Origin of the sequence: Klebsiella sp. HMSC16A12 (genome assembly GCF_001808265.1) — a bacterium.
GTDB classification, from domain to species: Bacteria; Pseudomonadota; Gammaproteobacteria; order Enterobacterales; family Enterobacteriaceae; genus Klebsiella; species Klebsiella pneumoniae.
Window position 1 is genome coordinate 16,104 of sequence record NZ_KV792528.1, and the last position, 26,100, is coordinate 42,203.

Genomic DNA, 26,100 nt, shown 5'->3' on the forward strand with positions numbered 1-26,100 from the left:
ACCGGTGAAAACAACGGATGTCTACAGAACACATGCTGCCGCTGGCGGTGCAGAACAAAAACATCTTTCGCCTGGCTGCCGCTCAGGCGCTGGCCGGCGCCAACTCGGTGGTCTTCTACGCTACCGGCGCGATAGTGGGTAACGCGATTGCCCCCAGCCCGTCGCTGGCCACGCTGCCGATCACCCTGTTTGTGCTGGGGATGGCGGCCTCCATTCTGCCTTTCGGCGCGCTGGCGCGAACGCGGGGCCGCAAAGCGGCGTTCAGGCTCGGCACCGGCGCCGGGATGGTGACCGGACTGGCGGCCGCCCTGGCGGTAGTGCTGAATTCTTTTCTGCTGTTTTGTCTAGCCGCGATGCTTGGCGGCGCCTATGCTGCCGTGGCGCTCAGTTTTCGTTTTGCCGCCACCGACGGCGTCGCCCCGGCGCGTCGCGCCCGTGCGCTGTCGCTGGTGATGGGCGGCGGTGTGGCCGCCGGGATCATTGGCCCGATGCTGGTCACCGGCACCATGCACCTCTGGCCGGCACATACCTTCGCCGTCACCTTCCTCGCTCAGGCGCTGGTTGCAGTGCTGGCCGCCTTTTTGTTGAGAGGGGTGACGCCGGCGGAGCCCACCGCGGCCAGCGTGCGCGGAGGGCGGCCGCTGCGCGAGATTGTCCGCCAGCCGGGTTTTGCCACTACGGTATTCAGCGGCGCGGTGGCCTATATGGTGATGAATTTTCTGATGACCGCCGCGCCGCTCTCCATGCATATGCACGGTCTTTCCCAGCAGGCCGCCAACCTTGGGATCCAGTGGCATGTGATGGCGATGTACGGCCCGGGATTTTTCACCGGCCGGCTGATCCAGCGCTTCGGCGCAGTGCGAATGGCGGCGGCGGGATTGCTGATCACCGCCGCGTCGGTGGCGGTCGGTCTCAGCGGTCTCGGCGTGTATCATTACTGGCTGTCGCTGATTTTGCTCGGCATCGGCTGGAACTTTGGCTTCACCGGCGCCTCGGCGAAAATCATCGATTTCCACCGCCCGGAAGAGAAGACCCAGGTTCAGTCGCTCAACGATTTTCTGGTCTTCGGCGTGATGATCGTGGGGTCGTTTTCGTCCGGGGTTCTGCTCAACGCCTTCGGCTGGAACGCCGTGCTGTGGGGCTCCCTGGTCCCGGTTGCGGTGGCGTTGTTGACCCTGCTGCTGCGCCCCTTATCCCCATCCCGCGCTTAGCGCCTGGCCTGCCGCTGCGCAGGCCGTCTTTTGCTTTTTTCAGCTATGCATTGCTGAAATTCATCTGACTCCTTGCGCGTAAAAACGTCACAGACGCTACATGCTGTAGTAATCTCTACAACATGACAATGCATCTCTTGATCCTTAACCTGACAACGTCTCAAGCCACGCTGCGCATGCGTGTCTGGCGAACCCTGAAGCAGAGCGGGGCGGTGGTCCTGCGCGATGGGGTCTATCTGCTGCCCGACGTGCGCCAGGGCTATGACACTTTCCTCAGCACCTGCCAGGCGATCCGCGCGGAAGGGGGGACCGGGTATGTTTTCACGATTGAGGCGGCGGAAGAAGAGGCGCTCAGGCCGCTATTCGATCGTCGTGAACAGTACGACGCGCTGTTGCAGGATCTGCAGGCGCTGCAGGGGACGTTATCCAACGACGAACTGGCGGCTCAGCTCAAACAACTGCGTAAAATTCAGCGTGACTACCGGCGGATCGAGGCCATTGATTTCTTTCCGGGGGCCGCCCGGGAGCAAGCCGCTGAGCGACTGGCCACTATCGAGCAGGTCATTAATCAGCGGCTATCGCCGAACGAGCCGCAGTCGGTGGCGGGCGAACTGAGCCTGCTGGACAGAGGCGCCTTTCGCGGCCGGCTGTGGGCCACCCGCCGACGCCCGTGGGTCGATCGTCTGGCCAGCGCCTGGCTTATCCGGCGCTTTATTGACGACGAGGCGCGGTTCCTGTGGCTGGCCGCGCCCGAGACCTGTCCGGCGACGGCGGTCGGTTTTGATTTTGACGGGGCGCCGTTCAGCCACGTCGGCACGCGGGTGACCTTCGAAGTTCTGGTCCGGCGCTTTGCTCTGGAGGCCGCGATCCCCGACGCCCTGGGGCGGCTGATCCACTTCCTGGACGTCGGTGGGGAACCGACCCCGGAGGCGGCGGGGGTGGAAAGCATTCTGGCAGGGCTGCGGGAAACCATTACGGACGATGACCAACTGCTGGCGGCAGCCTGCTCGCTGTTCGACGGCTTACTGAAGTCCTGTGAAATGAGGTCTGGTAATCATGAGCAAAACGGTCGTTCTTCCGCAGAGTGACAGCCCTTCCGTCGTCGCTTCCGTCCCCTTCTGGCAGGCAATTCGCTTCTGGCTGAAGCTCGGCTTCATCAGCTTCGGCGGGCCTGCCGGGCAGATCGCCATGATGCACCAGGAGCTGGTGGATAACCGACGCTGGATCTCGGAAGGGCGATTCCTGCACGCGCTCAACTTTTGTATGGTCCTGCCGGGCCCGGAGGCTCAGCAGCTGGCGACCTATATCGGCTGGCTGATGCATAAAACCTGGGGAGGCGTCATCGCCGGGGTGCTGTTTATCTTGCCCTCGCTGGTGTTGCTCATCGCCCTGGCGTGGATCTACCTCGTCTGGGGAGATGTCGCGGTGGTGGCGGGGATTTTTTATGGCATCAAACCCGCCGTGGCGGCGATCGTGCTGCAGGCGGCGCACCGCATCGGCTCGCGGGCGCTGAAAAATGGCGCCTACTGGGCCATCGCCGCCGCGGCCTTTGTCGCTATTTTTGCGCTGAACGTTCCTTTTCCGCTGATCGTCCTCGCCGCGGCACTGGTGGGTTTTATCGGCGGACGGCTGGCGCCGACGATATTCGGCAAAGCCGACGCCCACCGTGCGCAGAGTCACCCTGGCGGAGCCGCCATCATTGATGACACGACGCCGATCCCGGCCCATGCCATTTTCAGCTGGCGGCGCACCTCTCAGGTGCTGATCGCCGGGATGCTGCTGTGGCTGGTGCCGATGGCCGCCCTGACGCTAATGCTGGGCTGGGCGCATCCGCTGACCCAGATGAGCTGGTTCTTTACCAAAGCCGCGCTGATGACCTTTGGCGGGGCATATGCCGTCCTACCTTATGTTTACCAGGGGGCGGTGACCCACTATGGCTGGCTGACGGCAGGGCAGATGATGGATGGCCTCGCCCTTGGGGAGTCGACCCCCGGACCGTTGATCATGGTGGTGACCTTTGTCGGGTTTGTCGGCGGCTACACCAAAGCGGTGTTGGGCGTCGATGATGTGCTGCTGGGGGGCATTGCGGCGGCGTGCCTGGTGACATGGTTTACTTTTTTACCCTCGTTTATCTTTATTCTCGCCGGCGGGCCGTTTATTGAAACGACCCATAATAAGGTGGGATTTACCGCGCCGTTGACCGCCATCACCGCCGCGGTGGTGGGCGTTATCCTGAATCTGGCGCTGTTTTTTATCTGGCATAGCGTCTGGGGACCATCCGGTTTCGACCCGTGGTCCGCAGCCATAGCCCTGGGCGCCGCCGGGCTGCTGTTTCGTTATAAGTGGAAGCTGACCTGGGTACTGGCCGCCGCCGCCGCAGTAGGGCTTATCGTCCATATGGCGGGACTGTCCGGCGCAGGATGAGGTTGGGCGGCAACGGGCCAGCGACCCGTTAGCGCCCAACCGGACCGGGGACCATCAGGTCGTGGGGCTTTCGCGGGTGGCCCGCGTCAGCGGGTTGCTGTCGAGTTCCAGCTGGTCGCGCAGCGCCCAGCCGCGCAGCTTGCCGGGGTTAAGCAATCCCGCCGGGTCGAGAGACTGTTTCACCGCCACGACGTCGGGACGAATCACGCCCTGTTTGCCGTCCTCAACCTGCAGCACGTGGGGGTTGTTAATCTTGACGTCGTTGTCGCGAAATATCTGCATGATGGCGTTAAGACGTTCGGGCGTGGTATAGCGCACCAGCTGCAGACCGCTGGCGGTGAGATTGCCCTCGATATCGCGCAGGAATTCAATATGGGACATCACCTCCCCGGCGAAGTGCTGCTCCATCTGTAAAATTTGCTGCGGATAGCGCAGCGGATCAAACGCCGTCTGCAGATAGGTCAGCGTATTGTCCACCTTGAGCGCATGCAGGGTGGTGTGGTTCCAGCAGTATTCCATTAACGAGCCGTTGCGCGTCCGGGCCTCCTCGCTGGCCTGCCGGATGGCGTTGCTCCCGCGATGGCGCGGTAACAGGCTGGCGCAGAGTCCTTCGCTCTCCTCGGCGATCAGGCTGATAACCGCATGCTGCCCGGCGCGGTAACGATCGTTGAGGTGGCTAAAATAGTCAGCGATCGGCGTGGCCAGCAGCGCCACCTGGCGCTTCACCAGCCCCGGCGAGCGGACGCAGGCGTTGGCATAGTTCAGCGCATCGGCGAAATCGTCAAACACGTCCAGACGTTCAATCCACTGGTGCGCAGGCGCCAGCGCCAGCTCAACCTCCAGGATAATGCCGTTGGTGCCGTAGGCGTGATGCAGCAGCAGCGCTTCGGGAGCCGGGACGGTCAGCACGCGGGGGACCGGCTCGACGGTCATCACTTTGACGCTGAGCACATTGCCGGGCGCCGCCAGCGGCCCATAGTTGATGGAGCCGATACCGCCGAACCCGCCGCCGTAGAGACCGCCCAGGCTCGCCAGTCGATAGGTCGATGGCATACAGCGCAGCTCCCAGCCCGTCGGGCGGGCGGCGGTTTCGATGTCCGCCAGGCGAATGCCGGCCTGGGCCCTCACTGTGCCGTTGCCGAGGGCGACGATCTGGTTGAGCCCGGTCATATCCACCAGCAGCCCGCCTTCGAGGGGGACCAGCTGTCCGTAGTTGCCGGTGGCGCTGCCGCGCAGGGTCAGCGGCAGCTGGTGCTGCGCGCAGGCGCAGACCAGCTGGCGCAGCTCCTCTTCGTCGCGCGGGCGAACCACCGCGTCCGCCTGTTTCCCCGCCAGTTGCTCGGTGAGTAGCGGACTGAACCAGTGAAAATCGCGGGAGAGCCGTTTGATCTTCGCCGGCTGTAAGGTCCACTCCAGCGCCGGGAGTGCCTGCTGGATCGCCGCGACCGCGTGTTGACGCTGTTCATCAGTCATCATTCTTTTTCCTGTTCGTCAGCAAAATATTAATGAGATTGCACGGCTTCGCTTTCATGCCAGGCGCTGAGCGCCCGGCGCGAGACCCAGGACATCACGCCAAACAGCGCGATACCGGCGAGAGAGATCAGCAGCAGCGCGGCAAACATCAGCGGGATATCCAGCTGGTAGCCGGCCTGTAGGATCTGATAGGCCAGCCCGGTATTGGTCCCGCCGGTCCCGGCGACAAACTCCGCCACCACCGCGCCAATCAGCGACAGCCCACTGGAAATACGCAGCGCGCCGAAGAAATAGGGCAGCGCCGAGGGGATACGCAGCCGCACCAGCGTTTGCCAGCGGCTGGCGTGATTGAGGCGAAAATAGCTCAGCAGGCCGGGGGAGACGCTGCGCAGTCCCTGAGTGGTATTGGAGATGATGGGAAACACCGCCATCAGGGTGGCGCACACCACCAGCGAGAGCGTGGCATCTTTCACCCAGATGATGATCAGCGGGGCGATGGCGACGATCGGCGTCACCTGCAAAAACACGATGTAGGGAAACAGGGCGGTTTCCACAAAGCGGTTCTGCACCAGGATAAACGCCACCGCGGCGCCGATGACAATCGACAGCAGAAACGAGATCAGGGTGATCTTGAGGGTGAACAGCAGCGCCAGCAGCAGCGGCGTGAGATGCGTCCACAGGCTTTCCAGCATCACCAGCGGCGACGGCACCAGAAAGGCCGGGATACGGAAATAGCTCACCGCGCCCTGCCACAGGAGCACCATCGCCACCGCGACGAGGGTCGGATAGAGAATTTTGAGAAAACGCGGATGCTGGATCCACGGCGTTGCGGTTGTGGTTTTCATATTATGGCTCCATACCAGACTGGCTGGCCTGTAACAGACTGTCCTGCAGCTGACGGGCATATAGGGAAAAGGCCGGGCTGACGCGGAACGCCTCGCTGCGCGGGAACGGCTCGCGGATGGGGATATCTTCGACCACCCGTCCGGGACGGGCCGCCATCATGATCACCCGCTGGGAGAGAAACACCGCTTCGTGGATCGAGTGGGTGACGAACACTACCGTCAGGTTCTGCTCCTGCCAGAGACGCAGCAGGTCGCTGTCGAGTTTGTTACGCGTAATTTCATCCAGCGCGCCGAAGGGCTCATCCATCAGCAGCAGCTTTGGGCGGGTGACCAGGCCGCGGGCGATGGAGACGCGCATTTGCATGCCGCCGGAGAGTTCGCGCGGCAGGACGTCGGCGAACTTGCCGAGGCCCACCAGCTCAAGGACTTCATTCACCCGGGTATTGCCCTCCGCCCGCGGCACGCCGGCCAGATCCAGCGGCAGCCTGACGTTATTGCGCACGCTGCTCCACGGCATCAGGGTGGCTTCCTGGAAGACGAACGACAGCGGATGCTGGGCCTTTTCCCGACTGTCGCGCCGCCACAGCATCAGCTTGCCGTCGCTGGGCTCCACCAGGCCGGCGACCATCTTCAGCAGGGTGCTTTTACCGCAGCCGGACGGGCCGAGCAGGGTAATAAACTCCCCCTGATTGATGGTCAGGTTGACGGGCAGCAGCGCCCGGGTGCCGTTGCTGTAGATTTTCTCCGCCGACAGCACCTCGATGGCCGGGGTGGCAGCGGCAGGCATAAAGCGGGTATCGCTCATCACGGTCAGTTTCGGGGCGGTATTCATGGCATCACTCCGGCGTCTTTGACCATCTCCAGGGTGTAAGTCTGCTCAAACGGCACCTTGCTGGCGTCGATCAGTTTGTTTTTCACTAGCATGTCCCAGGTTTTTTTCAGCCGCGGCTCGGTGATGATGCCGATGCCGCCGGTCTTAGCATCGCCGCCGGTCACCAGCTGGTACTGCTTCATCTGGGCAATGCCAAAGGCGATCTGCTCGGCGCCCATCTGCGGATTCGCTTTGCCGATCAGGCTGTTGCCGGGGGCGGGATCCTGCAGGTAGCTTTTCCAGCCTTCCATGGAGGCTTTGACGAAGGCCGCCACCGCCGCCGGACGTTTGCGGATGGTGTCGGCCATACAGATAATCGAGTTGCCGTAGGGCGGGTAGCCCCAGTCGCTGAGCGGATAGACATAGAACGGCTGCCCGCCTTTGGCGACGGAGAACGGCTCGGAGGTCACGTAGCCCTGCTGCACCAGGTTTTTATCGGCGAGGAACGGCTGAACGTTAAAGGTATAGGGGCGCACTTTGCTACCAGCCAGACCCAGCTCGCTTTTCGCCCACGGCCAGAAGGAGGTAGAGGCCTCGGTGGCGAGCAGGAAGGTTTTGTCTTTAAGTTCCGCCGGGTTCTCCACCTTGTCATGGGTGATAAACACCGTCGGCGAGTGCTGGAACACGGTGGCGACGGTCACCGCGTGCACCCCGGCCTGCCAGGTCTCCAGCGCCTGGCCGTTGTCGCCAAGGGTGCAGTCCGCCTGACCGGCCGCCATCAGCTGCATGACGTTGGCCTGCGGGCCGCCCATTTTAATTTCGACATCGAGACCGGCGTGTTGATACAGCCCGGTGGCCTGGGCCTGGTAAAACCCGCCGTGTTCGGCCTGGGCATACCAGTTGGTGAGAAAGGTAAACTTCTCCGCCGCGAAGCAGGAGGCTGAGGTCGCGAGGGCGGCCACGGTCAGCAGGGTAAAAACGGGCGTCAATCTGGTATTCATCAGGGCTCCCTGGATTCAGCAGCGAAAGAAGGTGGTAGGGACTGCACAAAGCCGTGCCAGTGCTGTTTGCCCCAGGTCGGTTCGCGACGTTCGACCCAGGCCATGCGGTGGATCTCGATGATCGCCTGCGCCCAGCTGGCGGCGAGGGAGTCGAGAAGCCCTTCGCCTTGCTCCCGCGTCGCCGGGGTCGGGTCGCCAATCACCCCGCTGGGGCCAAAGTCATACGACGCCCACGCCGCCGCCGGGCGGCCTTTCGACAGGGTCGGGCAGGGGAATTCCGGGGGGAAATTAGCGCCGGCCCGTTCCATATGGACGCACTCCGGCGCCAGCGCCAGCATCAGCGCCGTTTCGCTATGCCCGGCGTGCATCGCCATCCGCTGTTCATGCGGGCTGAGAAACTGTTTTTCGCAGTTGGGCACGTTGAACACGTCGTGGGGGATGGCGATGAAATCCCCGTGGCGCAGGCGCATTTCCCGGCAGGCGATCTGCAGGATCTGCGGCTGGCCGCCGTGGCCGTTGATCATCAGCAGCTTGCGAAAACCGGCCCGATAGAGAGATTCGGCGATCTCCAGCAGGGTATGCAGCAGCGTATCGCCGCTAAGGGTCAGGGTGCCGGGAAAATGCAGATGCTCCTCGGACTTACCGTAGACGATCGGCGGAATGGCGTAGGCCGGGATCGTCGCCGGCAGCCTGGCGAGGGCATGGCCCGCCACGCCGGAAGATATCACGCTGTCCACCGAGCAGGGCAGATGCGGGCCGTGCTGTTCGATCGCCCCGGTGGGGAGGACGATAACCGTATTGCTTTTATCCGGCAGGGCGGCCACGTCCGTCCAGCTCAGAAAAGGAAGAAAGCGCGCGGCAGGAATGTAACCGTTAATCATCGCGGTGCCTCGGAGTTAAATGACGGGGGTAACCAGACGGTCGCTTCGACTTCAATCAGTACCGTGGCGTCGGGCAGCATTTCGCTGACCTGCACCACGGTGGAAACGGGCGGCTGGTCGGGGTAAAACAGCTTCCTGACCCGGCTGTAATAGGGAAAATGGTCAAGGTTGCGAAAGTACTGCACCAGCTTGATAACGTCGCTCATCTGCCCTCCCGCGGACGCCACGGTGCGGCGGATGCTCTCCAGGACGTACCAGCTCTGGGCGAGGATCGGGCCCTGTTTCGCATCGGTCGAAAATTCGCCGGTCGCCCCCAGCAGCTCCCGCACCGGCTCAGGCACATCCTGAAAGCCGTTGACGATGGTGCCGGTCAGGGGATTGACCGGAATAATGCCGGAGAGAAAGATAAAATCGCCGGCTCTGCGCCAGGCGGCATACCGCGCCAGCGGCGCCCCGGCGCCTGCTTCAAGACTCATGTGCCATCTCCTCCTGCCACACGCGCCGGTGGGTTAACCTGCCGTGGTTAACCACCAGACGGGCGGCGCTGTTTAAAGGCCAGGTAAAACGGTCGCTACCCGGGAAAATCACTACGCTGGCCGCCGCCCCGACGGCAAAAGGCGCCGCGTCTGCCGGCGAACCGGTTAGCGCCGCGCGATCGCAGATCAGCCGCGACTGCCGGTCGAACAGGTCGCTGAGCTGAGCGCTGAACAGACCGCAGGCCAGGGTGTCCAGCGGGTCATAGCTCCCCGCCGGGCAGAAGGCATCCTGCACGTTGTCGCAGCCGAGCAGGGTGGCCACGCCGGCGGCCTGCGCCTCGTGCAGCAGGGTGATCCCCCGCTGGCGCGGCGTGCGGCCGAACGTCGCATCCTGCAGCAGCAGGTTGGTCATCGGCAGAGCGATAAGGGTGACGCCGTGCGCCGCCAGCTGGCGCAGGATCGGCGCCGCCTGTTCGTCGCTGCCGGCGGCCAGTGCGCAGCCGTGGCTGCAGCAGATATGCCCGGGAAAAGGGTGGCGGGAGAGATGATCCGCCAGCCAGGTCAGCCCCTGAGACACTTCGCTGAGCTCCTCATCAATATGCAAATCCAGATCCAGATCCCAGCGGGCCGCGCTGTACAGCAGATTTTCCATGGCGGTGGCGTCCCAGTTGGAGGAGTGGATGAAGCCGCCCAGCAGGCAGCGCTCTCCGCTGTTGGCGACCGTCCGGGCGATGGCCTCCGCTTGCGCCAGCTCGCGAAACAGGGGCAGCGGGACCAGCGCCACCCGCTCCAGGGTGAGGCCGACGGTATCGAGGCGGGCGATCTCCTGCCAGGCGTCCGGCGCGTCGGCGGTAAACCAGTCGACATGGCTGCGCAAATGGGTCACGCCATTCGCTGCCGCCCGGGCCAGCGCGGTGGACGCTCGGCGTTGAATATCCGCCCTGGACCAGTGTCGGCGATCCTCATGCATGGCGTGGATCGCCGGCAGCAGCCCGGCCTGCGCTGGACGGCAGCGTTCAATAGTGAATGTCTTGTCCAGATGGGCATGGGGTTCCACCAGGCCGGGGAGCGTCAGGGCTCCCGCCAGGTCCCACAGGCCGGGAGTCGGCTGGTCGGTTGGGGTCAGTGCGGCGATCCGGCCGTCGCGAAAGGCCAGGTCCGCCAGCAGCGGTTCACCGTTGGCCTGCGTCGGCCAGCCGTCGGGCAGCGCCCAGGCCGGGAGTCGGGCGCGGCTGATACCGGTGAGCGGCGCGCAAGAGGAGGGGAGCGTCATCGTCAGTCTCCTCACAGATCCAAAACCAGAAGCGGGGATTTCGCCCGCGAACAGCAGAGCGTGATCTGGTCGTTGCCAGCTTTCTCTTCCGCCGTCAGCACGCTGTCCCGGTGCTCGGGGATCCCGTCGAGGACCCCGGTAATACAGGAGCCGCACATTCCCTGTTCGCAGGAGAGCATTACCTCCACCCCGGCGTGCTGTAATACCTGAGCAATGGTTTGATCCGCGGCCACCTGCAGGCGCTGCCCGCTGGAGGCCAGCTCAATATAAAACGCATTTTTCGCCGCAGTATTATTTTCCGCCGCGGGAGTAAAACGCTCGAATACGAACTGCGACGGCGACCAGCGATATTCCTCCATGACCGACCGCAGTCTCTGAATAAAACCCTCCGGGCCGCAGGCTATTACTGCGGTATCAGGGTGGGGCACAGTTAAGCATTCGGGGACCCGCTGGCGAAGCGACGCGCCTTCCTCGCTGCAGTGAATGGCCACCGTGCCGTTCGCAGTCAGCTGGTTCAGGCGCGGGGAGAAGGCGGTCTGGCGCGAACTGGCGACATAATAATGCAGCTCCAGCGCCCCCTTTCTGGCGGCAATCGCTTCAGCCATCGCCAGCAAAGGCGTGATGCCGATACCGCCGGCAAACAGCAGGTAGCGCCCGGCCTGCGGCAGGGGAAAATGGTTGCGCGGCGGCGAAATGGCGAGCCGATCGCCGGCTTTGAGCTGCTGGTGCAAATAGCGTGAGCCGCCGGTGGAAGCATCAGTCAGCCTGACGCAAATTTCATAAGTATTACTGCGGTCAGGCGTGCCGCACAGGGAATACTGCCGCGGACCGACGCCGGGAATAATAATATCGATATGCGCCCCGGCGGAGTAGGCCGGTAATATTTCCCCGGCCGCCGCCTGCAATATTAATGATAGATTTCCCTGTCCATTGGGGCGTATTTCCCCGACCGAGACCGAAATAAGATCGTGGCTGTGCATTACCGTTTACTCTCCCTCACTCCGCTGTCTGCAGGGCGGCCAGGGGCGGCGAAGAGATAACTCCCCTTCGCGGTGAACTGTCCGGCGTGCAAGAAAATGGGTGAAACGATCGTTTCTCCGCTATGAATGCTACGGTATTGTGATAAAACTGTTGCGTCCAGAGCTTTGATTCGCACAACCCGTTGCAAAAAAGAGAGCACCCAAACCATGTTTGCCTTCTCCCGATTTCTGCTCTATTTCACCGAAGTGGCCCGTCAGGGATCGTTTCGTAAAGCGTCAGAGGCGCTGCATGTGTCGGCGTCTTCCATCGACCGTCAGATTTTGCGCGTGGAACAGGAGCTGGCGATGCCGCTCTTCGAGCGCCATCCCACCGGGCTGAGGCTGACCGCCGCCGGGGAGCTGCTCCTGCACGCGGCCAATAACTGGAAAAAGGACTTTACCCGGGTCTGTGAGCAGCTGGACGATCTGCGCGGGTTGCGGCGGGGGCATGTGCGCATCGCCACCATCGATGCCATTAACCGGCATTTCTTTTCGACGATGCTCAAAGAGGTGCATAAACATTATCCCAACATCTCTTTTACATTGACCACCATCAACAATATCCACATCCAGCAGGCGCTGATCTCCGGCGAGGCGGATTTCGGCATCATGCTCAATCCCCAGACCTCTCGTGAACTGCAGGTGCGGGCGTTTGCCGAGATGAATATGGGGATTGTGGTGCCCACCGGCCATCCGCTGGCCAGCCGCAGCGCGGTGCGCTTTAGTCAGTGCCTCGACTACCCCTTTATCCTGCCGTCCGCCCCATTGATGATCAGCGAGCCGGTGGAGGCGCTGGTGAACATCAGCGGCAACGAGGTAAAGGAGGTGGCGGTATCGAATAACATTCACATGATCCGCACCCTGATCAAAGAGCAGATGGGCATCGGCATTCTGTGCCGGCTGGATATTCTCGATGAGATTGAGTCCGGCCAGTTGGCGTTTGTGCCGCTAACCGATCCGCAGCTTAAGCCTTTCACCCTGGCGCTGTGCGTCTCGCCCGCCCGCCAGCTTTCCCTTGCCGCCTCGATGATGCTGAACCAGCTGGAGATGCTCTTCAGCCAGCTGTGAAATGTCGGGCAGGCACTAAAATCATTCATTAGCGCACCATTATGGTGCGTTTCTTGTGGGCATGAATCAAAGGTTGCATGCCCAAGGGGGGCGGCGCAGGCGATTTCTCGCGGCCGCTCGCGGGCGATAAAATCTGGCATTGTTTTTGTATAGCTGAGTGTGAGTAGAAGCGGTCAGTACGGGTTATCCATACGGGACATTGCTCAGTCACCATGTCGCGGTTCAATGTTGACCGGGATGGGAGGCTGAGCCACATTCGCTCGCTCCCCCTCCCGGCGTAAAGAGGAGAGGGATATGAAAACAGGCGCACGCCTTCCCCGGGGCATACGCTGGCTGGGCCTGATGGCTCTCGGCAGTGTCTCGCTGGCCGTTCAGGCCGAGGAGAAAATCGTTCTGCTGACCTCCTGGTACGCCCAGGCGGAGCAGGGGGGTTATTATCAGGCTCAGGCCACCGGGCTGTACAAAAATATGGTCTCGACGTCGAGATCCGCTCCGGCGGACCGCAGGTCAACGGCATGCAGTTGCTGTTGTCGAAGCGGGCCGATGTGATCATCGGTTACGACCTGCAGCTGCTGGAAGGCATTCAGCGCGGCTTCCAGGCAAAGGCCATTGCCGCGCCCTTTCAGTACGATCCCCAGGGGCTGCTGACCCATGCCGATGTCACCTCCCTGCAGGGGCTGAAAGACAAAACCCTGCTGGTCTCCAGCTCCGGTCAGGCGACGTGGTGGCCGTGGCTGAAGGCGCAATACCAGCTGAGCGACGCGCAGGTTCGCCCCTATACCTTCAATATTCAACCCTTTGTCGTCGATGACGCTGTCGCCCAGCAGGCCTATGTCAGCTCCGAGGTGTTCCAGGTGCAGAAGGCCGGAGTGAAGGCGAACTTCTTCCTCTTTTCCGAACACGGCTATCCCCCCTACGGCGGCATCCTTATCGCCCGCCCGGATACCATCGCCGAGCGTAAAGCGGCGATGGCGAAGTTTGTGCGCGCCTCAATGGAGGGTTGGGTGAGTTACCTCAACAATCCGGCGCCGGGAAATGCGTTGATTAAGCAGGACAACCCGAAAATGACCGACGATCTGCTCGCCTGGGGCGTGACCCAGATCCGTGAGCATCACCTGATCGACGGCGGGGATGCCGCCAGCCAGGGCTGGGGGACGATGACCGACGCGCGCTGGCAGAAGACCCGCGACTTTATGGTCAGCGCCGGTCTGCTGGCGGCGGCTACCGACTGGAAACAGGCCTACACCACCGAATTTGTTCAGGCCATGCAGGTTAAACCCTGAGGAGCGACGCCATGTCATTAATGATTAAAAATGCCCATGCCATCCTCAGCGGTCTGCCCGGAGAGGCGGCGCGGCTGGCCGGGCCGGATATTCGCATCCGCGACGGCAAGATTGCCGCCATCGGCAGCCTGACGCCGCTGCCGGAAGAGCGACAGATCGATGCCCGCGACTGCGTGATCTATCCGGCGTGGGTGAACACGCACCACCATCTTTTTCAGTCGCTGCTGAAGGGCGAGCCGCAGGGGCTGAACCAGAGCCTGACGGCCTGGCTGAGCGCCACGCCGTACCGCTTTCGCGCGGCTTTCGATGAACATACCTTTCGTCTGGCGGTGCGCATTGGCCTGGTGGAGCTTCTGCGCTCGGGCTGCGCCAGCGTGGCGGATCACAACTACCTGTACTGGCCGGATATGCCTTTCGATACCTCGGAGATTGTCTTCAGCGAAGGGGAAGCGCTGGGGATGCGCATCGTCCTGTGCCGGGGTGGGGCGACCCAGGGCCGGGCGGTGGAACAGGATCTGCCGGTGGCGCTGCGTCCGGAAACCTTCGACGGCTATATGGCGGATGTCGAACGGCTGGTCAGCCGCTATCACGACCCCCGGCCCGAGTCTCTGCGCCGGGTGGTGATGGCGCCCACTACCGTCCTGCACTCCGCGCCGGGCGCCCAGCTGCGGGAGATGGCAAAGCTGGCCCGCCAGCTGGGGATCCGGTTGCACAGCCATTTATCGGAAACCGTCGATTATCTCGACGCCGCGCGGCAGAAATTCGCCATGACGCCGGTGCAGTTCTGCGCGGAACACGACTGGCTGGGAAATGACGTGTGGTTTGCCCATCTGGTGAAGCTGCTGCCGGAGGAGATTGCCCTGCTGGGCCGTACCGGAACCGGCATCGCCCACTGCCCGCAAAGCAACGGCCGGCTGGGCAGCGGCATCGCCGATCTGCTGGCGTTAGAGCAGGCCGGGGTCCCGGTCTCGCTGGGGGTGGACGGCGCCGCCTCGAATGAAGCGGCGGATATGCAAAGCGAAGCCCATGCCGCATGGCTGCTGCAGCGCGCGCGCAAGGGGATGCTGGCGCAGCCGCGCTACGCCGGGGGCACCTTTGAGGGTGGGGCCGATGCGGCCACGGTGGAGGATGTAGTGCGCTGGGGCAGCGCCGGAGGGGCGCAGATCCTCGGCTTAGCGCAGAGCGGCACCCTGCAGGTCGGCATGCAGGCGGACCTTGCCATTTACCGGCTGGACGATCCGCGCTACTTCGGCCTGCACGATATGGCCATTGGGCCGGTGGCCTGCGGTGGGCGCGCCGCGCTAAAGGCGCTGCTGCTCAATGGCCGCCCCATCGTGGAAGACGACGCCATTCCCGGTCTCGACCTTGACGCGATGCGCCACGACGCGCTGGCGGCCGTCCGTACCCTCCAACAGCGCGCCGCTGTTTAACTGATAACAGGATAATGACGATGAACGCAACCACCCAGAATCAACGCTATGCCTTACAGGAACTGGAAAAAGAGGCGCTGATGGGCGCCGAGGGCGAAGAGACCTTCGCCCGCGAAGTGCGCTGTATCGACCTGTCGAACTTTGCCGCAAGAAAAAATGACATTGCCGAACAACTGTGGGAGGCGGCGGTAGAGATTGGCTTCTTCCAGGTCAGCCATCACGGTATTCCGCTGGCGGATATCCGCCAGGCGTTCAGCATGACCGAGGCGTTTTTCGACCTGCCCGACGAGGTGAAGCGCCAGTATCCGCTAGCCGGCAACGCCGGCTGGGAAAGCAAAGCGCAGGTTCGGCCGTCGACCCGCCCCCCGGATCAAAAAGAGTCGTATCAGATCACCCGGCCGCTGATGGCCGGGCGCTGGCCCAGCGATCGGGAGTTGCCAGGCTTCCGGCAGACGATGCTCGGGTTTGAATCGCAGTGCTGGCAGCTAGGGATGAAGATCCTCTCCTGCTTTGCTTTGAAGCTCGGTTTTCCGGAATCGTTTTTCACCACCGCGCACGATCCGCAGCGTGACACCTATCAGAGCACCTTGCGCATGCTGCATTACTATGCAACCGAGCAGTCGCAGCAGGGGATGTGGCGGGCCGGCGCGCACACCGATTTTGACTGTCTGACGCTGCTGTTCCAGCGCCCCGGCCAGGGCGGCCTGCAGGTTTGTCCCGGTAAAGACCGCGAAAGCCAGCAGTGGACCAGCATTGAGCCGCGCGAGGAGGTGATCACCTGTAATATCGGCGATATGCTGATGCGCTGGAGCGACGACCAGCTGCCGTCTAACTTCCACCGGGTGAGAAACCCGCTGCCCCACGAATATCAGGGGCCGCGCTACAGCCTGGCGTTTTTCTGCCAGGCCAATAAAGATGTCGAGATCCTCGGGCCGCAGAGGAAGTACCCGCCCATCAGCGCCGAGGATTATCTGCAGCAGCGGATCCAGGCCAATTTCGCCAAAGGGTAAGATGCGCTCTTGAATGGTATACCTGCCGCCGGCTTTCGCTGGCCGGGCGGCAGGATATCTGGCGTTGGGCTTTTCAGGTGGTAGGGCTTGCCGATGCGGGAGACAAAGGTATCTCCGCCGCAGCTATAAAATCGATAAAACAGCGTATTCTTGGTGACAGGTAGCGGCTGGCGGGCCACAGGACCGAGAAATGCCCATCCTTGACGCAACAGCCGGGCAACACCTCCTGCAGTTGTCCCTCATCCATTGCCTCGCGCACGACAAAATCAGGCACATAAGCGATGCCCATCCCCGCCGCGCTTAAGCGAATGGCGGCCTCAATGTTATTGACCGTCATCACGGCAGCGGCCCTGAAATCTGCCGTCAGTCGCATACCGCGCAGTTCCCAGGGCTGGATCAGCCCCGTCGCGGGGAAGCGGAAAAAAATGCACTTGTGCGCCGCCAATTCCGCTGGTGAGCCGGGAACGCCGTATTCCGCCAGATAGGCCGGGCTGGCACAGAGCACAAAACGAAAGCCTCCCAGCGTTCTGGCGATCAAGCGGGAGTCCGCTAATTCACCGCTGCGGATAGCAACATCAACTCCCTCATCGATCAGATTGACCAGCCGGTCGCTAAAGTCGAGATCCAGTTCAACCTGCGGATAAAGACGGCTAAAGGCGGTGAGGGCGGGGAGTAACAGGCGGTAGCCAATGACAGGCAGTGAAATCCTCAGTTTGCCGGTGGGCTGTGAGAGACTGCTGGTCAGCTCTGACTCGGCCTCCTGGATCAGCTCCAGGATACTCTGACAGCGGGTCAGAAATGCGGCCCCCTCCGCCGTCAGGCTGACGTTTCTGGTGCTGCGGTTGAACAGCCGGACCCCCAGTTTATGCTCAAGCCGGGCGACATTCTTACCCACCGCCGAGGCAGATATGCCCAGCAGCCTGGCGGCCTGAACAAAGCTTAGCGTTTCGGCGGTGCGGACAAAGGACGTCAGCGAGGTGAGGCTGTCCATTGATTATAAACCTTATGTCTTTTAAGAAGATATTTTCAGTCTATTTATCGGCATTAACATCCGCAATAGGATGGCGACAGTTTATTCTTTCTTGCCGACTGATGAGGGCCGCCCGATGTTACTCACCGCCAGAACACCTTCCCGATACGCCAGCGCCCTGGCCGCGCTTTCTGTCTTTATGGCGGCCTTGCTGCTGCCGTTAAGTTTTACCGGCGGCGTCATGACCACCCCCGCGATACAGCAGTCGCTGGGCGGCTCTCCCGCTGCGCTGTCGTGGCTGACCAATGGCTTTATGCTGACTTTCGGCAGCTTTTTGCTGGCCGCAGGGGTGACGGCGGATGCCATCGACAGAAAACGTATTTTTATCGCCGGCGCCGCGCTGTTTTGCCTGAGCAGCCTGCTGTTTTGTCTGACGCACAATCTCTTCCTGTCAGGCGTGTTGAGGGCGCTGCAGGGCCTGGCCGCGGCGATGATTTTAGCCAGCGGCAGTGCGGCGCTGGCCCAGCTGTATGATGGCGCCCAGCGGACCAGGGCATTCAGCATCCTCGGCACGGTGTTCGGCATTGGTCTGGCGTTCGGTCCGCTGCTGATCGGCTTCATGATCGACGCGGTGGGTTGGCGCGGCGTATACGCCCTGTTTGCGCTGCTCTCGGCAGGGGTTCTGCTTATAGGCCTGGTATCTCTGCCTGCGACAGAAAAAAGCGAGCCGCGGACACCCGACAACCTGGGCTTAACCCTGTTTACGCTGGCCCTGATGCTGTTTACTGCATCGCTTATGGTCATTCCGGCCCGCGGTTTTTTATCCCTGACCACGCTGGCCTTGCTCATCGCGTCGGGGGGGCTGTTCGTGGCCTTTGTCGTACGCTGCCGGAGGGTGAACAACCCGGTGCTGGAACTCTCCCTGCTGCGTCATCCGCGTTTTGTCGGCGTACTGTTGTTGCCTGTCGCCACCTGCTGTTGCTACGTGGTCCTGCTGATTATTGTTCCACTGCATTTTATGGGCGGAGAGGGGATGAGTGAGTCGCAGAGCGCACTGTATCTGATGGCGCTGACCACGCCGATGCTGGTTTTCCCATCCGTTGCGGCCCTGCTCACCCGCTGGTTTTCACCGGGGCAGGTGTCCACGGCGGGACTGATGATGGCCTCCGTCGGGTTGTTGTTGCTGGGCGATGCTTTTCACAGTAACCACCTCCCGCAACTGGTGCTGGCGCTGATCCTCTGTGGGGCGGGGGCGGCGCTTCCCTGGGGACTGATGGATGGCATGGCGATATCCGCTGTGCCGGTCGCCAAAGCCGGTATGGCGGCAGGCCTGTTCAACACCGTACGCGTTGCCGGCGAGGGGATCGCCCTGGCGGTCGTCTCCGCGGTATTAACGGCAAGCAATACCCTGACCCTGCAGAGTCGCGTTCACGGGTATGCCCCCGAGGTGATTCACCGCGCCGCAGGCTGGCTGGGGGCCGGCAATATGCCGCAGGCGGCTGCGCTTTTGCCTGATTTTTCCCTCCGGGTGCTGCGCGAGAGCTATGACTCTGCTTATACGCTACTGTTTAGCGGGCTGGCGGTCGTCACCCTGCTGTGCGCCCTGACGATCTGGCTGACGTTATGCCGGAAGGGGGGCGCTATCCAAACCCGCGACAGTGGATCCTGAACCCCCTTGATAGCCTTACATCTGGGCGTATCTATCGCCACGATCAGAACCCACCTTAGCGCCCTGTACCAGAAAACCCATACTCGACATCAGGCAGAGCTCCTGCTGATTCTCCGCGTAATCGACGGTGAATGGTTTCGCTCGGTCAGGAATGATGGTCGCGCAGGAAAACGGTCAGCACCTCTTTCGGCGGCACGCCGCCGCATTCGCCAATCATCCAGCCCACCGCGCCGCGGTGATAGGCGCCGTGAAAGAGCATGTGGTTCAGCATCTCCATCGCGGTCATATTGCCGTCGCCGCCGTCGACAAATTTGAAGGCGATACGTTCGTGGAAATCGGCGGGGGTCATGGCGCTGACGTACTGAATGTATTCGTCCGTACAGGCGGTCATGGCCGTTTCCAGCTCATCAACGGTTGGCGTCTCAGGGGTATTCAGCGCGGTGTAGCCGTGCGGCCTGCCGCGCAGGTTCGCCCGGAAAATCATATCAACGACATGGATATGGTTCATCAGCCTGATGGTCAGGTGACGCTTTTCGCCATGTACCGTTCCGTCAATCGCGCGGATCGCCTGTAAGGTGGCAAGGTCAATCCAGCGCTTGTATTTCAACAGCGTTACTACTGTGTCTTTGTCCATAGTCGGTCCCGGGTTGGTTGAACCGTTATCATACTGGTTATGCCGGTGAGCCGTCACTCACCGGCATCAGGCACAAAAAAGCCTCGCCGAGGCGAGGCTTTTCAATAAGCAGATGATTTAGTCAAACACACCGTTAATCACGGCGGTGACGATCGCGGTGCTCAGGGCCACCAGCACCAGATCATCGCCGACCGCCCGCCATTCATAGCCCGGATAATAGGGCAGGTCGTTAATCATAGAAGCTGGCAGGGTCTTTTTGGCGATCCCCGGAGGGAGTGGTTTGCCGCGGGCGACATTTTTGGCGATACCCGGCGGCAGCGCCTGATAGCCGACCAGACCGTAGTTCACGGCAAGGGAGCGCGCCCGTGAGAAGCTAATATCGCTGTCGACGTGGTCGGGCTTGCCGTAGTTTTTCCGTTTGCCGTGATCTTCAGTGGACTGGCCTTTATTTTGCCCTTTATTGCCATGGTCGCCACTGTTACCGTTGTTACCATGATTGCCGCTATTGCCATGGTTACCACTGTTCCCGTGATTCCCACCGCCGTTGCCATTGCCATTACCCGGGTTGGCATACGCTGGCGCGGCCATGACGGCAAGGGAAATAACCGCCGCCAGTGCTGTTTTGAGAGTGCGACGCTTAAGCATGATGTTGATACCTTAACAGGGAGTACACGCTTAAAAAATAAGATAAAGCTATACCCCAGGCAATCTCATGTTGTCTTATTTTTTTGCCCTTATTTAATTAGCGGCGGGAAAAGGGTAGCGGGACGCGGACGAGCAATTCCATTGCTGCGTTTTGACAGACGGGCGACCGCGCCCCGCTAAATATCTTGCCGGGAGGATCGCTCCCGGGCGTGGAGAAAAAATGCCCGAAGCCATTGGGCAAAAGAGTACAAAGATGTTCCGCTTCATTTATCGCGCGTCTCACAAGACGGGGCGGATAGTAAATCCTGGCGCTGCCGCGCACAATCGGTCGGTTGTTTAGAAATAAATAACCCCATTGACCGCGCTCAGGATGCGACCCAATGACAGGCGACCCGATGGCCCGGGGCCACCTCGCGCAGCGCCGGAGGCTCTCTGCGGCAACGTTCGCTGGCCAGCGGGCAGCGGGATGAAAAGCGGCAGCCGGCGGGGGGATTGGCCGGATCCGGGATCTCGCCTTGCACCAGCGCCTGCGGTTCACTGTGCGGGTCGAGGGTCGGCACCGCAGCCAGCAGGGCGCGGGTGTAGGGATGGAGGGGGCGGTTGAACAGCGCATCGCGGCTGGCGCTTTCCACCAGTTGCCCGAGATACATCACCGCCACATCGTCACATAAATGCTCCACCACCCCGAGGTCGTGGGAGATAAACAGAAACGTGACCCCGCGGTTGTCGCGCAGGTCGGAAAACAAATTGATGATCTGCGCCTGAATCGACACATCAAGGGCCGAGATGGGTTCATCGGCGACGATAAAATCCGGGTTGAGGATCAGCGCCCGGGCAATACCGATCCGCTGACGCTGGCCGCCGGAAAACTGATGCGGGAAGCGGGCATAGTGTTCCGGCGCCAGGCCGCAGATCTTCATCACGTCGATTACCCGGTCATATAGCTCATTGCGGGCGCACAGTTTGTGCTCCAGCATGGCTTCGCCAATCGCGTCGCCAATACGCAGCCGCGGGTTCAGCGAGCTATAGGGGTCCTGAAACACCAGCTGCATCCTGGGCCGGATAGCGCGCAGGGCAGGCGCGGTCAGGTCGGCCAGCTCCTGACCGTGAAATTTCACGCTGCCGGCGCTCTTCTCGTACAGGCCAAGCAGGGTCCGGCCGACGGTGGTTTTACCGCTGCCGGACTCGCCCACCAGGCCAAAAATGGTGCCCGGACGGATATTAAAGCTGACGCCGTCCACCGCGCGAAGCTCGCCGGTCTGCTGACCAAACAGGCCGTCGCGTAGCGGAAAATATTTTTTCAATCCATCCACTTCAATGACATAGCGTTCGCTCATGCTTTCACCTCCGCAAATTCGCTATAAAAGCAGGCGGCACGTTGGCGGTCGCCGAGCAGCGGCGGAATCGCCTCCCGGCAGCGCGCCGTCGCCCGCTCGCAGCGCCCGGCAAAGGCGCAGCCCGCCGGCAGGGCGGCCAGATCCGGCACCTGGCCGGGAATTGAGTACAGCCGCCGACGCCGCTCACCGGGCACCGGTCGGGAGGCGATCAGCCCCCGCGTGTAGGGATGCTGTGGATGCCGTAGCACTTCCGCGGTGGCGCCTTGTTCCACAATTCGTCCGGCATACATCACCACCACCTGCTCGGCCATCTGCGCGATCACCCCCAGGTCGTGGGTAATCAGCATCATCGCCATCTGGCTGGCCCGCGCCCGATCCCGCAGCAGGCGTAGGATCTGCGCCTGCACGGTCACGTCGAGCGCGGTGGTGGGTTCGTCGGCGATCAGCAGTTTGGGCCGACAGCTCAGCGCCATGGCGATCATCACCCGCTGCAGCATGCCGCCGGAAAGCTGGTGAGGATAGCGGGTCATCAGGCTGTCCCCGCGCGCCAGGCCGACCTCGCTTAACAGCTGGATGGCCTGATGCCAGGCGGCTTTCGGCGTGGCGCCGAGGTGGCGGATCGGCGGTTCGCACAGCTGCTCCCCGATGGTCAACACCGGGTTGAGGGCCGACATCGGTTCCTGAAAAATCATTGCCAGCTGGTGACCGCGCAGATCGGCCATCTGTCTGGCTTTCAGCCGCAGCAGATCGCGGTCCGCGAAGCGGATCTCGCCGCCGTCGATGCGCGCCGTCTGCGGCGGCAGGAGGCCCATCAGCGCCATGGCGGTGACGCTTTTGCCGCAGCCGGATTCACCCACCACGCCAACGGTTTGCCCGGCCTGAATGGTGAAAGAGACCTCCTGCACCGCGCGCACGCGAGAGCGTTCGCCGGCGAAAGAGACGGAGAGATGATTAAAGGAGACTAACGGCGTGGTCATTTCAGCCTCGGTTTCATATTGGGATCCATGGCGTCGCGCAGGCCATCGCCCAGCACATTGATGGCGATCACGGTGATAAAGATGGCGATGCCCGGCGGCATCCACAGCCAGGGGCGGCGCTGGAAATCGATCAGGCTGTTAGCGGCATCCATCATATTGCCCCACGACGGCGTCGGCGGCACCACGCCGAGGCCGAGATAGCTCAGCGCGGATTCACTGAGAATGGCGTTGGCGACGGCCATGGTCGCCATCACCACCAGAATCGGAATGGTATTCGGCAGCAGGTGGCCAAACAGCCGGCGACGCGCCGACAGACCCAGCACCTGGGTGGCCAGCATAAAATCGCGTTCGCGCAGGGATAGACATTGCCCGCGCACCAGCCGCGCCAGTCGGGGCCACTCCAGCAGGCTGAGCATCACCACCACCATATAAATGCGCGAGTCCGGCGAAAAATCGAGCTCAGAAAGCATCGCCCCGGCGACGATCAATAGCGGTAACCCAGGGATAGTCATCACCAGGTCGGCCACGCGCATGATCAGTTTGTCGGTTAACCCGCCGACGTAACCCGAGAGGGCGCCGAGCAGGTAGCCGAGGCACACCGACATCACCATGGTCAGCAGGCCGATAATCAGCGAGATGCGCCCGGCCAGCAGCAGGCGGGTGTAGACATCGCGACCGAGGAAATCGGTCCCCAGCCAGTGTTCCGCCCCGGGCGGCTGGTTGATGCTCAGGGCGTCGGTGGCATCATCACTCCACGGCGACCAGACGGGCCCCAGCACGCACCACACCGCCATCACCGCCAGCAGGAGCAGGCAGAACATGGCCAGCCGGTTACGGCGCAGCTGTCGCCACCCCTGGCGCCAGGGAGAGGGGGTAATGTGCGCCAGCGCCGGGATAGCCGCCTGCCGCTGGCGGCGACGGGAAGCTAAGTAAGACAGGATCATTATGACCTCACCCGAATACGCGGATCGGCCCAGGCGTACAGCACGTCGGCGAGCAGATTCCCGACTATCGTCAGCACCGCCAGAAACAGGGTAAACCCCATCAGTACCGGATAGTCGCGGGCGGCCAGCGAGTCGATATGAATGTGGCCCGCCCCCGGCCAGTTGAATACCTTTTCGGTAATGATCGCCCCGGAGAACAGCCCCGGCAGCTCGAAGCCCAGCAGGGTGATAATCGGCAGCAGGGTGTTGCGCAGGGCATGTTTGAGGATCACCGTGCGCTCCTGCAACCCCTTGGCGCGGGCGGTACGGATAAAATCCATTTTCACCACGTCGAGCATACTGGCGCGCACATAGCGCGTCAGGCTGCCCGCCTGCAGCATCACCAGCGCCAGCACCGGCAGCGCCAGATGGGCAGCCACCTGCAGCACATACTGCCAGCCGCTCTCGTCGCTGCCGGTATTGGTCATCCCGCCTACCGGCAGCCAGTGGAGATCGACGGCGAACCATTTAATCAGCAGCAGGCAGAGGAAAAAGGTGGGGAACGACATGGCGGCAAACACCGCGACGCTCACCAGATGATCAAACCAGGAGCCAGGGCGCAGGGCAGAAACCACGCCCACCGCCAGGCCGATGCCCCAGTAAAAGACCAGCGCGACGCTGGCCAGCAGAAAAGAGTTCCAGATGTACTGGTTGAGCAACTGGCTGACCGGGATCTGATACTGCAGCGAAAAGCCTAAATCACCGCGCAGCAACTGTCCCAGCCAGTGGAGGTAGCGGGTCAACAGCGGCTGGTCGAGGCCGTAGATCGCCTTCAGCTCCGCGGCGCGGGCAGCGGTCAGGGTGATATTGCCATCGATAAAGTCGCCAGGGGTTTTGGCAAACAGCAAAAAAATAATGAAGGAGGCCAGCAGCAGCATCGGCAGCGTTTGCAGCAGGCGCCTCAGGATGAAATTTCTCATGACGGTCTCACATCAGCCGCCGGTTAACCCGGCGGCCAGGGATTTATTTGACGATTTTTACATCCGGCAGGCTGCCGGTCAGGCCGTTGTAGATATCCGGCTTAAAGCCGCTGACGCGGGCGCTGCTGGCGGAAAGGATCTCGCGATAGCCGAGCAGGATCACCGGCGGATCGTCGGCCAGCACTTTATACAGCTGGTGGTAGATCGGCTTGCGCTGTTCGATGTCGAGCACCGCGTTGCCGGCGTTAATCAGCTTATCGACTTCCGCGTTATGGTAGCCGGACTCTTTAGCTTCGCTGCTGTAGAAATCCCATACCCCGTCGTGCGGGTCGTTGAGGGTGCTGGTGCTGAACGAGGCCAAATCGTAATTTCCGGCTTTGCGCTGCGCCATCAGGGCGTTGAAATCCACCACCTGCGGCTTCAGCAGCACGCCGATCTGCCGCCAGTTCTCCTTGGCGATGGGGATCAGCGCATCGTTGAGCACCTTCTTGCTCACCAGCAGGGTCAGCTCCAGGCGCTGGCCGTCTTTGGCGCGGATACCGTCGGCGCCTGGTTTCCAGCCGGCCTCATCCAGCAGCTTTTTGGCCTGGGCCGGATCGTAAGGGTAAGGGTTGACGCCTTCAGCGTTAAAGGCCCAGGAGATCGGCGCGATCGGTTCGATGGCGACTTTGCCGTATCCCTGATAGACCACGTCGATCAGCTTCTGCCTATCCAGGCCGTAAATCAGCGCCTGGCGCACCCGCTTATCCTGTAGCGCCGGGCGATGCACGTTGAATTCCACCTGGCTGTAGTCGCTGGAGCCGTAAAGATTAATATTGGCGAAGCCGAGCATCTTCAGTTGCTCAATATCGTCGGGGCGCGAGGTAAAGGCGTCGTAGTCGGTCTCCCCGGTCTGGAACAGCTGGAAGTTGGTGGACGGATTGGTCACGCGATAGATAAAGCGCGGCGTTGGCGGCGTCCCACGGTAAAAATGGCTATTGGCATGGAAGCGTATTTCCTGACCGGGAATATATTTGTCGTACACGTAAGGGCCGTTGCCCAGCGGCTTGCCGTGCAGTGAGCGCAGATAGTCGAGATTCCCCCGCTGATACCCTTTGCCGTACCAGGCTTTCGACAGTACAGGCCCGCCAATTTTGGCCAGCGTGGTGGCGCCTGGCTGCGTGGTGGTCACCTGCAGGGTGAGCGGGTCGATGACCTTCAGGCCGCTGACGCTGTCAGCCTTGCCGGCTTTGTAGTCCGCCCCGCCGGCGATATTGGCCAGGGTGATGTCGGTATCGCCATCATAGCTGGGGTCGAGCAGGACCGTCAGGGTAAAGGCGACATCTTCCGCCGTCAGCGGTGAGCCGTCGCTAAAGGTGAGACCAGGGCGCAATTTGATGGTATAGACTTTGTTATCCGGGCTGACCGTCCAGCTCTCCGCCAGTCCCGGGACCAGCTTGCCCTGGCTGTCCCAGTCGATCAGGCGTGAAAAAATGACGTTAGTCACGTTCTCATCCCAGCCGTTGACGAAAAAGTAGGGGTTAAAGATCCCCTGCGGCTCGGAGATCCCGGCCACCACCGTGTCTGTGCGCAGTTTGGCGCTGGCCGGGATCTGGCTGGCTTCAGTGGCCGGGGTGATACCTTCTTTCAGGAGACCCTCAGCAAAGACAGCAGAAGAAAATGCTACCACGCCGCCGAGCAGGGCCACTTTTAGCGCCAGGGCGAAGCGGGTTTGTCTGGTTTTTAATCCTTGTTGTAATCTGGACAAAAGTGCTACCTCA

23 protein-coding genes and 2 pseudogenes are annotated in these 26,100 nt (G+C 61.8%); 9 read left to right on the plus strand and 16 right to left on the minus strand.

The genetic code is table 11. The annotated features are described in order from the left end of the window. The first annotated feature begins 17 nt into the window (after positions 1–17). The 3 genes from HMPREF3140_RS01755 to chrA all read left to right on the plus strand — a co-directional run bounded on the left by HMPREF3140_RS01755 (position 18) and on the right by chrA (position 3,635). A complete protein-coding gene (locus HMPREF3140_RS01755) occupies positions 18–1,211 on the plus strand; it encodes an MFS transporter (RefSeq protein WP_024264441.1) in 1,194 nt (397 codons plus the stop codon). 128 nt (positions 1,212–1,339) lie between these two features. Then, positions 1,340–2,299 (plus strand): chromate resistance protein ChrB domain-containing protein, encoded by a 960-nt coding sequence (locus tag HMPREF3140_RS01760; RefSeq protein ID WP_023278926.1) that lies wholly within the window; start codon positions 1,340–1,342, stop codon positions 2,297–2,299. Then, positions 2,268–3,635: a chromate efflux transporter gene (gene chrA, locus HMPREF3140_RS01765; RefSeq protein WP_023278927.1), complete on the plus strand. Its 1,368-nt coding sequence runs from the start codon at positions 2,268–2,270 to the stop codon at positions 3,633–3,635. The genes HMPREF3140_RS01760 and chrA overlap by 32 nt, the downstream gene beginning before the upstream one ends. A 54-nt stretch (positions 3,636–3,689) precedes the next feature. On the opposite strand, the gene HMPREF3140_RS01770 is transcribed toward chrA, so the two are convergent. Genes HMPREF3140_RS01770 through HMPREF3140_RS01805 form a run of 8 tightly spaced genes read right to left on the minus strand, consistent with a single transcriptional unit; the run spans position 3,690 to position 11,375 of the window. Continuing rightward, on the minus strand, positions 3,690–5,111 hold the full coding sequence (locus HMPREF3140_RS01770) for an FAD-binding oxidoreductase (RefSeq protein ID WP_032411686.1): 1,422 nt from the start codon (positions 5,109–5,111) through the stop codon (positions 3,690–3,692). 26 nt (positions 5,112–5,137) lie between these two features. Beyond that, on the minus strand, positions 5,138–5,953 hold the full coding sequence (locus tag HMPREF3140_RS01775) for an ABC transporter permease (protein ID WP_004145364.1): 816 nt from the start codon (positions 5,951–5,953) through the stop codon (positions 5,138–5,140). Between the two features lies 1 nt (position 5,954). Next, positions 5,955–6,785, minus strand: coding sequence for an ABC transporter ATP-binding protein (locus HMPREF3140_RS01780; RefSeq protein ID WP_023280203.1), 831 nt, complete (start codon positions 6,783–6,785; stop codon positions 5,955–5,957). Further along, entirely contained in the window at positions 6,782–7,765 is a 984-nt protein-coding gene (locus tag HMPREF3140_RS01785; RefSeq protein WP_070552824.1) for an ABC transporter substrate-binding protein, read from the minus strand. The genes HMPREF3140_RS01780 and HMPREF3140_RS01785 overlap by 4 nt, the downstream gene beginning before the upstream one ends. After that, complete coding sequence (locus HMPREF3140_RS01790) at positions 7,765–8,646, minus strand: creatininase family protein (protein ID WP_032411683.1); 882 nt, start codon at positions 8,644–8,646, stop codon at positions 7,765–7,767. Before HMPREF3140_RS01790 ends, HMPREF3140_RS01785 begins: the two co-directional genes overlap by 1 nt. Continuing rightward, entirely contained in the window at positions 8,643–9,122 is a 480-nt protein-coding gene (locus HMPREF3140_RS01795) for a RidA family protein (RefSeq protein WP_002908128.1), read from the minus strand. Before HMPREF3140_RS01795 ends, HMPREF3140_RS01790 begins: the two co-directional genes overlap by 4 nt. Continuing rightward, a complete protein-coding gene (locus tag HMPREF3140_RS01800) occupies positions 9,112–10,395 on the minus strand; it encodes an amidohydrolase family protein (protein WP_032411680.1) in 1,284 nt (427 codons plus the stop codon). Before HMPREF3140_RS01800 ends, HMPREF3140_RS01795 begins: the two co-directional genes overlap by 11 nt. Positions 10,396–10,406: 11 nt before the next feature. Then, the gene (locus tag HMPREF3140_RS01805) at positions 10,407–11,375 is read right to left on the minus strand and encodes a PDR/VanB family oxidoreductase (protein WP_032411678.1); all 969 of its coding nucleotides are present in this window, start codon (positions 11,373–11,375) and stop codon (positions 10,407–10,409) included. A 207-nt stretch (positions 11,376–11,582) separates the two neighbouring features. On the opposite strand from HMPREF3140_RS01805, the gene HMPREF3140_RS01815 reads away from it, so the two are divergent. From HMPREF3140_RS01815 to HMPREF3140_RS01830, 4 genes and pseudogenes are all read left to right on the plus strand, one after another. Beyond that, the gene (locus HMPREF3140_RS01815) at positions 11,583–12,482 is read left to right on the plus strand and encodes a LysR family transcriptional regulator (RefSeq protein ID WP_002908057.1); all 900 of its coding nucleotides are present in this window, start codon (positions 11,583–11,585) and stop codon (positions 12,480–12,482) included. 294 nt (positions 12,483–12,776) lie between these two features. After that, positions 12,777–13,765, plus strand: a pseudogene (locus tag HMPREF3140_RS01820) (ABC transporter substrate-binding protein). 11 nt (positions 13,766–13,776) lie between these two features. Continuing rightward, the gene (locus HMPREF3140_RS01825) at positions 13,777–15,195 is read left to right on the plus strand and encodes an amidohydrolase family protein (RefSeq protein ID WP_004210086.1); all 1,419 of its coding nucleotides are present in this window, start codon (positions 13,777–13,779) and stop codon (positions 15,193–15,195) included. Between the two features lie 20 nt (positions 15,196–15,215). After that, positions 15,216–16,205: an isopenicillin N synthase family dioxygenase gene (locus HMPREF3140_RS01830; protein WP_077270440.1), complete on the plus strand. Its 990-nt coding sequence runs from the start codon at positions 15,216–15,218 to the stop codon at positions 16,203–16,205. A gap of 73 nt (positions 16,206–16,278) precedes the next feature. Here HMPREF3140_RS01830 and HMPREF3140_RS01835 read toward each other — a convergent pair whose 3' ends face one another. Continuing rightward, complete coding sequence (locus HMPREF3140_RS01835) at positions 16,279–17,196, minus strand: LysR family transcriptional regulator (protein ID WP_032411670.1); 918 nt, start codon at positions 17,194–17,196, stop codon at positions 16,279–16,281. Positions 17,197–17,311: 115 nt separating this feature from the next. Here HMPREF3140_RS01835 and HMPREF3140_RS01840 point away from each other — a divergent pair, with 115 nt between their 5' ends. Both HMPREF3140_RS01840 and HMPREF3140_RS26795 read left to right on the plus strand, forming a co-directional pair. Next, positions 17,312–18,844 carry an MFS transporter gene (locus HMPREF3140_RS01840; RefSeq protein ID WP_032411668.1) on the plus strand — a complete coding sequence of 511 codons (1,533 nt, stop codon included), beginning with the start codon at positions 17,312–17,314 and terminating at the stop codon, positions 18,842–18,844. 13 nt (positions 18,845–18,857) lie between these two features. Further along, positions 18,858–18,953: pseudogene (locus HMPREF3140_RS26795) on the plus strand (transcriptional regulator); the annotation flags it as partial. A 36-nt stretch (positions 18,954–18,989) separates the two neighbouring features. On the opposite strand, the gene HMPREF3140_RS01845 reads toward HMPREF3140_RS26795, so the two are convergent. The 7 genes from HMPREF3140_RS01845 to HMPREF3140_RS01875 form a co-directional block, all read right to left on the minus strand. Further along, on the minus strand, positions 18,990–19,478 hold the full coding sequence (locus HMPREF3140_RS01845; RefSeq protein WP_004175817.1) for a DinB family protein: 489 nt from the start codon (positions 19,476–19,478) through the stop codon (positions 18,990–18,992). Between the two features lie 117 nt (positions 19,479–19,595). Further along, on the minus strand, positions 19,596–20,123 hold the full coding sequence (locus HMPREF3140_RS01850; protein WP_002907918.1) for an anti-virulence regulator CigR family protein: 528 nt from the start codon (positions 20,121–20,123) through the stop codon (positions 19,596–19,598). Between the two features lie 365 nt (positions 20,124–20,488). After that, a complete protein-coding gene (locus tag HMPREF3140_RS01855) occupies positions 20,489–21,460 on the minus strand; it encodes an ABC transporter ATP-binding protein (RefSeq protein WP_032411665.1) in 972 nt (323 codons plus the stop codon). Then, complete coding sequence (locus tag HMPREF3140_RS01860) at positions 21,457–22,437, minus strand: ABC transporter ATP-binding protein (protein WP_009486397.1); 981 nt, start codon at positions 22,435–22,437, stop codon at positions 21,457–21,459. The genes HMPREF3140_RS01855 and HMPREF3140_RS01860 overlap by 4 nt, the downstream gene beginning before the upstream one ends. Continuing rightward, complete coding sequence (gene opp4C / locus HMPREF3140_RS01865; RefSeq protein WP_014907471.1) at positions 22,434–23,384, minus strand: oligopeptide ABC transporter permease; 951 nt, start codon at positions 23,382–23,384, stop codon at positions 22,434–22,436. The genes HMPREF3140_RS01860 and opp4C overlap by 4 nt, the downstream gene beginning before the upstream one ends. Beyond that, the gene (locus HMPREF3140_RS01870) at positions 23,381–24,340 is read right to left on the minus strand and encodes an ABC transporter permease (RefSeq protein ID WP_032411663.1); all 960 of its coding nucleotides are present in this window, start codon (positions 24,338–24,340) and stop codon (positions 23,381–23,383) included. The genes opp4C and HMPREF3140_RS01870 overlap by 4 nt, the downstream gene beginning before the upstream one ends. Positions 24,341–24,383: 43 nt before the next feature. Then, positions 24,384–26,087, minus strand: a complete 1,704-nt coding sequence (locus HMPREF3140_RS01875; protein ID WP_032411661.1) for an ABC transporter substrate-binding protein — start codon at positions 26,085–26,087, stop codon at positions 24,384–24,386. Positions 26,088–26,100: the final 13 nt, after the last annotated feature.

Excerpts from the sequence above, each read along its gene's own strand:
- HMPREF3140_RS01785 (WP_070552824.1), bottom strand. The coding sequence starts at position 7,765 with ATGAATACCAGATTGACGCCCGTTTTTACCCTGCTGACCGTGGCCGCC.
- HMPREF3140_RS01830 (WP_077270440.1), top strand. The coding sequence starts at position 15,216 with ATGAACGCAACCACCCAGAATCAACGCTATGCCTTACAGGAACTGGAA.
- HMPREF3140_RS01760 (WP_023278926.1), top strand. The coding sequence starts at position 1,340 with ATGCATCTCTTGATCCTTAACCTGACAACGTCTCAAGCCACGCTGCGC.
- HMPREF3140_RS01825 (WP_004210086.1), top strand. The coding sequence starts at position 13,777 with ATGTCATTAATGATTAAAAATGCCCATGCCATCCTCAGCGGTCTGCCC.
- HMPREF3140_RS01775 (WP_004145364.1), bottom strand. The coding sequence starts at position 5,953 with ATGAAAACCACAACCGCAACGCCGTGGATCCAGCATCCGCGTTTTCTC.
- HMPREF3140_RS01780 (WP_023280203.1), bottom strand. The coding sequence starts at position 6,785 with ATGAATACCGCCCCGAAACTGACCGTGATGAGCGATACCCGCTTTATG.
- HMPREF3140_RS01770 (WP_032411686.1), bottom strand. The coding sequence starts at position 5,111 with ATGATGACTGATGAACAGCGTCAACACGCGGTCGCGGCGATCCAGCAG.
- chrA (WP_023278927.1), top strand. The coding sequence starts at position 2,268 with ATGAGCAAAACGGTCGTTCTTCCGCAGAGTGACAGCCCTTCCGTCGTC.
- HMPREF3140_RS01850 (WP_002907918.1), bottom strand. The coding sequence starts at position 20,123 with ATGCTTAAGCGTCGCACTCTCAAAACAGCACTGGCGGCGGTTATTTCC.
- HMPREF3140_RS01790 (WP_032411683.1), bottom strand. The coding sequence starts at position 8,646 with ATGATTAACGGTTACATTCCTGCCGCGCGCTTTCTTCCTTTTCTGAGC.
- HMPREF3140_RS01870 (WP_032411663.1), bottom strand. The coding sequence starts at position 24,340 with ATGAGAAATTTCATCCTGAGGCGCCTGCTGCAAACGCTGCCGATGCTG.
- HMPREF3140_RS01805 (WP_032411678.1), bottom strand. The coding sequence starts at position 11,375 with ATGCACAGCCACGATCTTATTTCGGTCTCGGTCGGGGAAATACGCCCC.
- HMPREF3140_RS01815 (WP_002908057.1), top strand. The coding sequence starts at position 11,583 with ATGTTTGCCTTCTCCCGATTTCTGCTCTATTTCACCGAAGTGGCCCGT.
- HMPREF3140_RS01800 (WP_032411680.1), bottom strand. The coding sequence starts at position 10,395 with ATGACGCTCCCCTCCTCTTGCGCGCCGCTCACCGGTATCAGCCGCGCC.
- HMPREF3140_RS01840 (WP_032411668.1), top strand. The coding sequence starts at position 17,312 with ATGTTACTCACCGCCAGAACACCTTCCCGATACGCCAGCGCCCTGGCC.
- HMPREF3140_RS01845 (WP_004175817.1), bottom strand. The coding sequence starts at position 19,478 with ATGGACAAAGACACAGTAGTAACGCTGTTGAAATACAAGCGCTGGATT.
- HMPREF3140_RS01795 (WP_002908128.1), bottom strand. The coding sequence starts at position 9,122 with ATGAGTCTTGAAGCAGGCGCCGGGGCGCCGCTGGCGCGGTATGCCGCC.
- HMPREF3140_RS01855 (WP_032411665.1), bottom strand. The coding sequence starts at position 21,460 with ATGAGCGAACGCTATGTCATTGAAGTGGATGGATTGAAAAAATATTTT.
- HMPREF3140_RS01835 (WP_032411670.1), bottom strand. The coding sequence starts at position 17,196 with ATGGACAGCCTCACCTCGCTGACGTCCTTTGTCCGCACCGCCGAAACG.
- HMPREF3140_RS01755 (WP_024264441.1), top strand. The coding sequence starts at position 18 with ATGTCTACAGAACACATGCTGCCGCTGGCGGTGCAGAACAAAAACATC.
- HMPREF3140_RS01860 (WP_009486397.1), bottom strand. The coding sequence starts at position 22,437 with ATGACCACGCCGTTAGTCTCCTTTAATCATCTCTCCGTCTCTTTCGCC.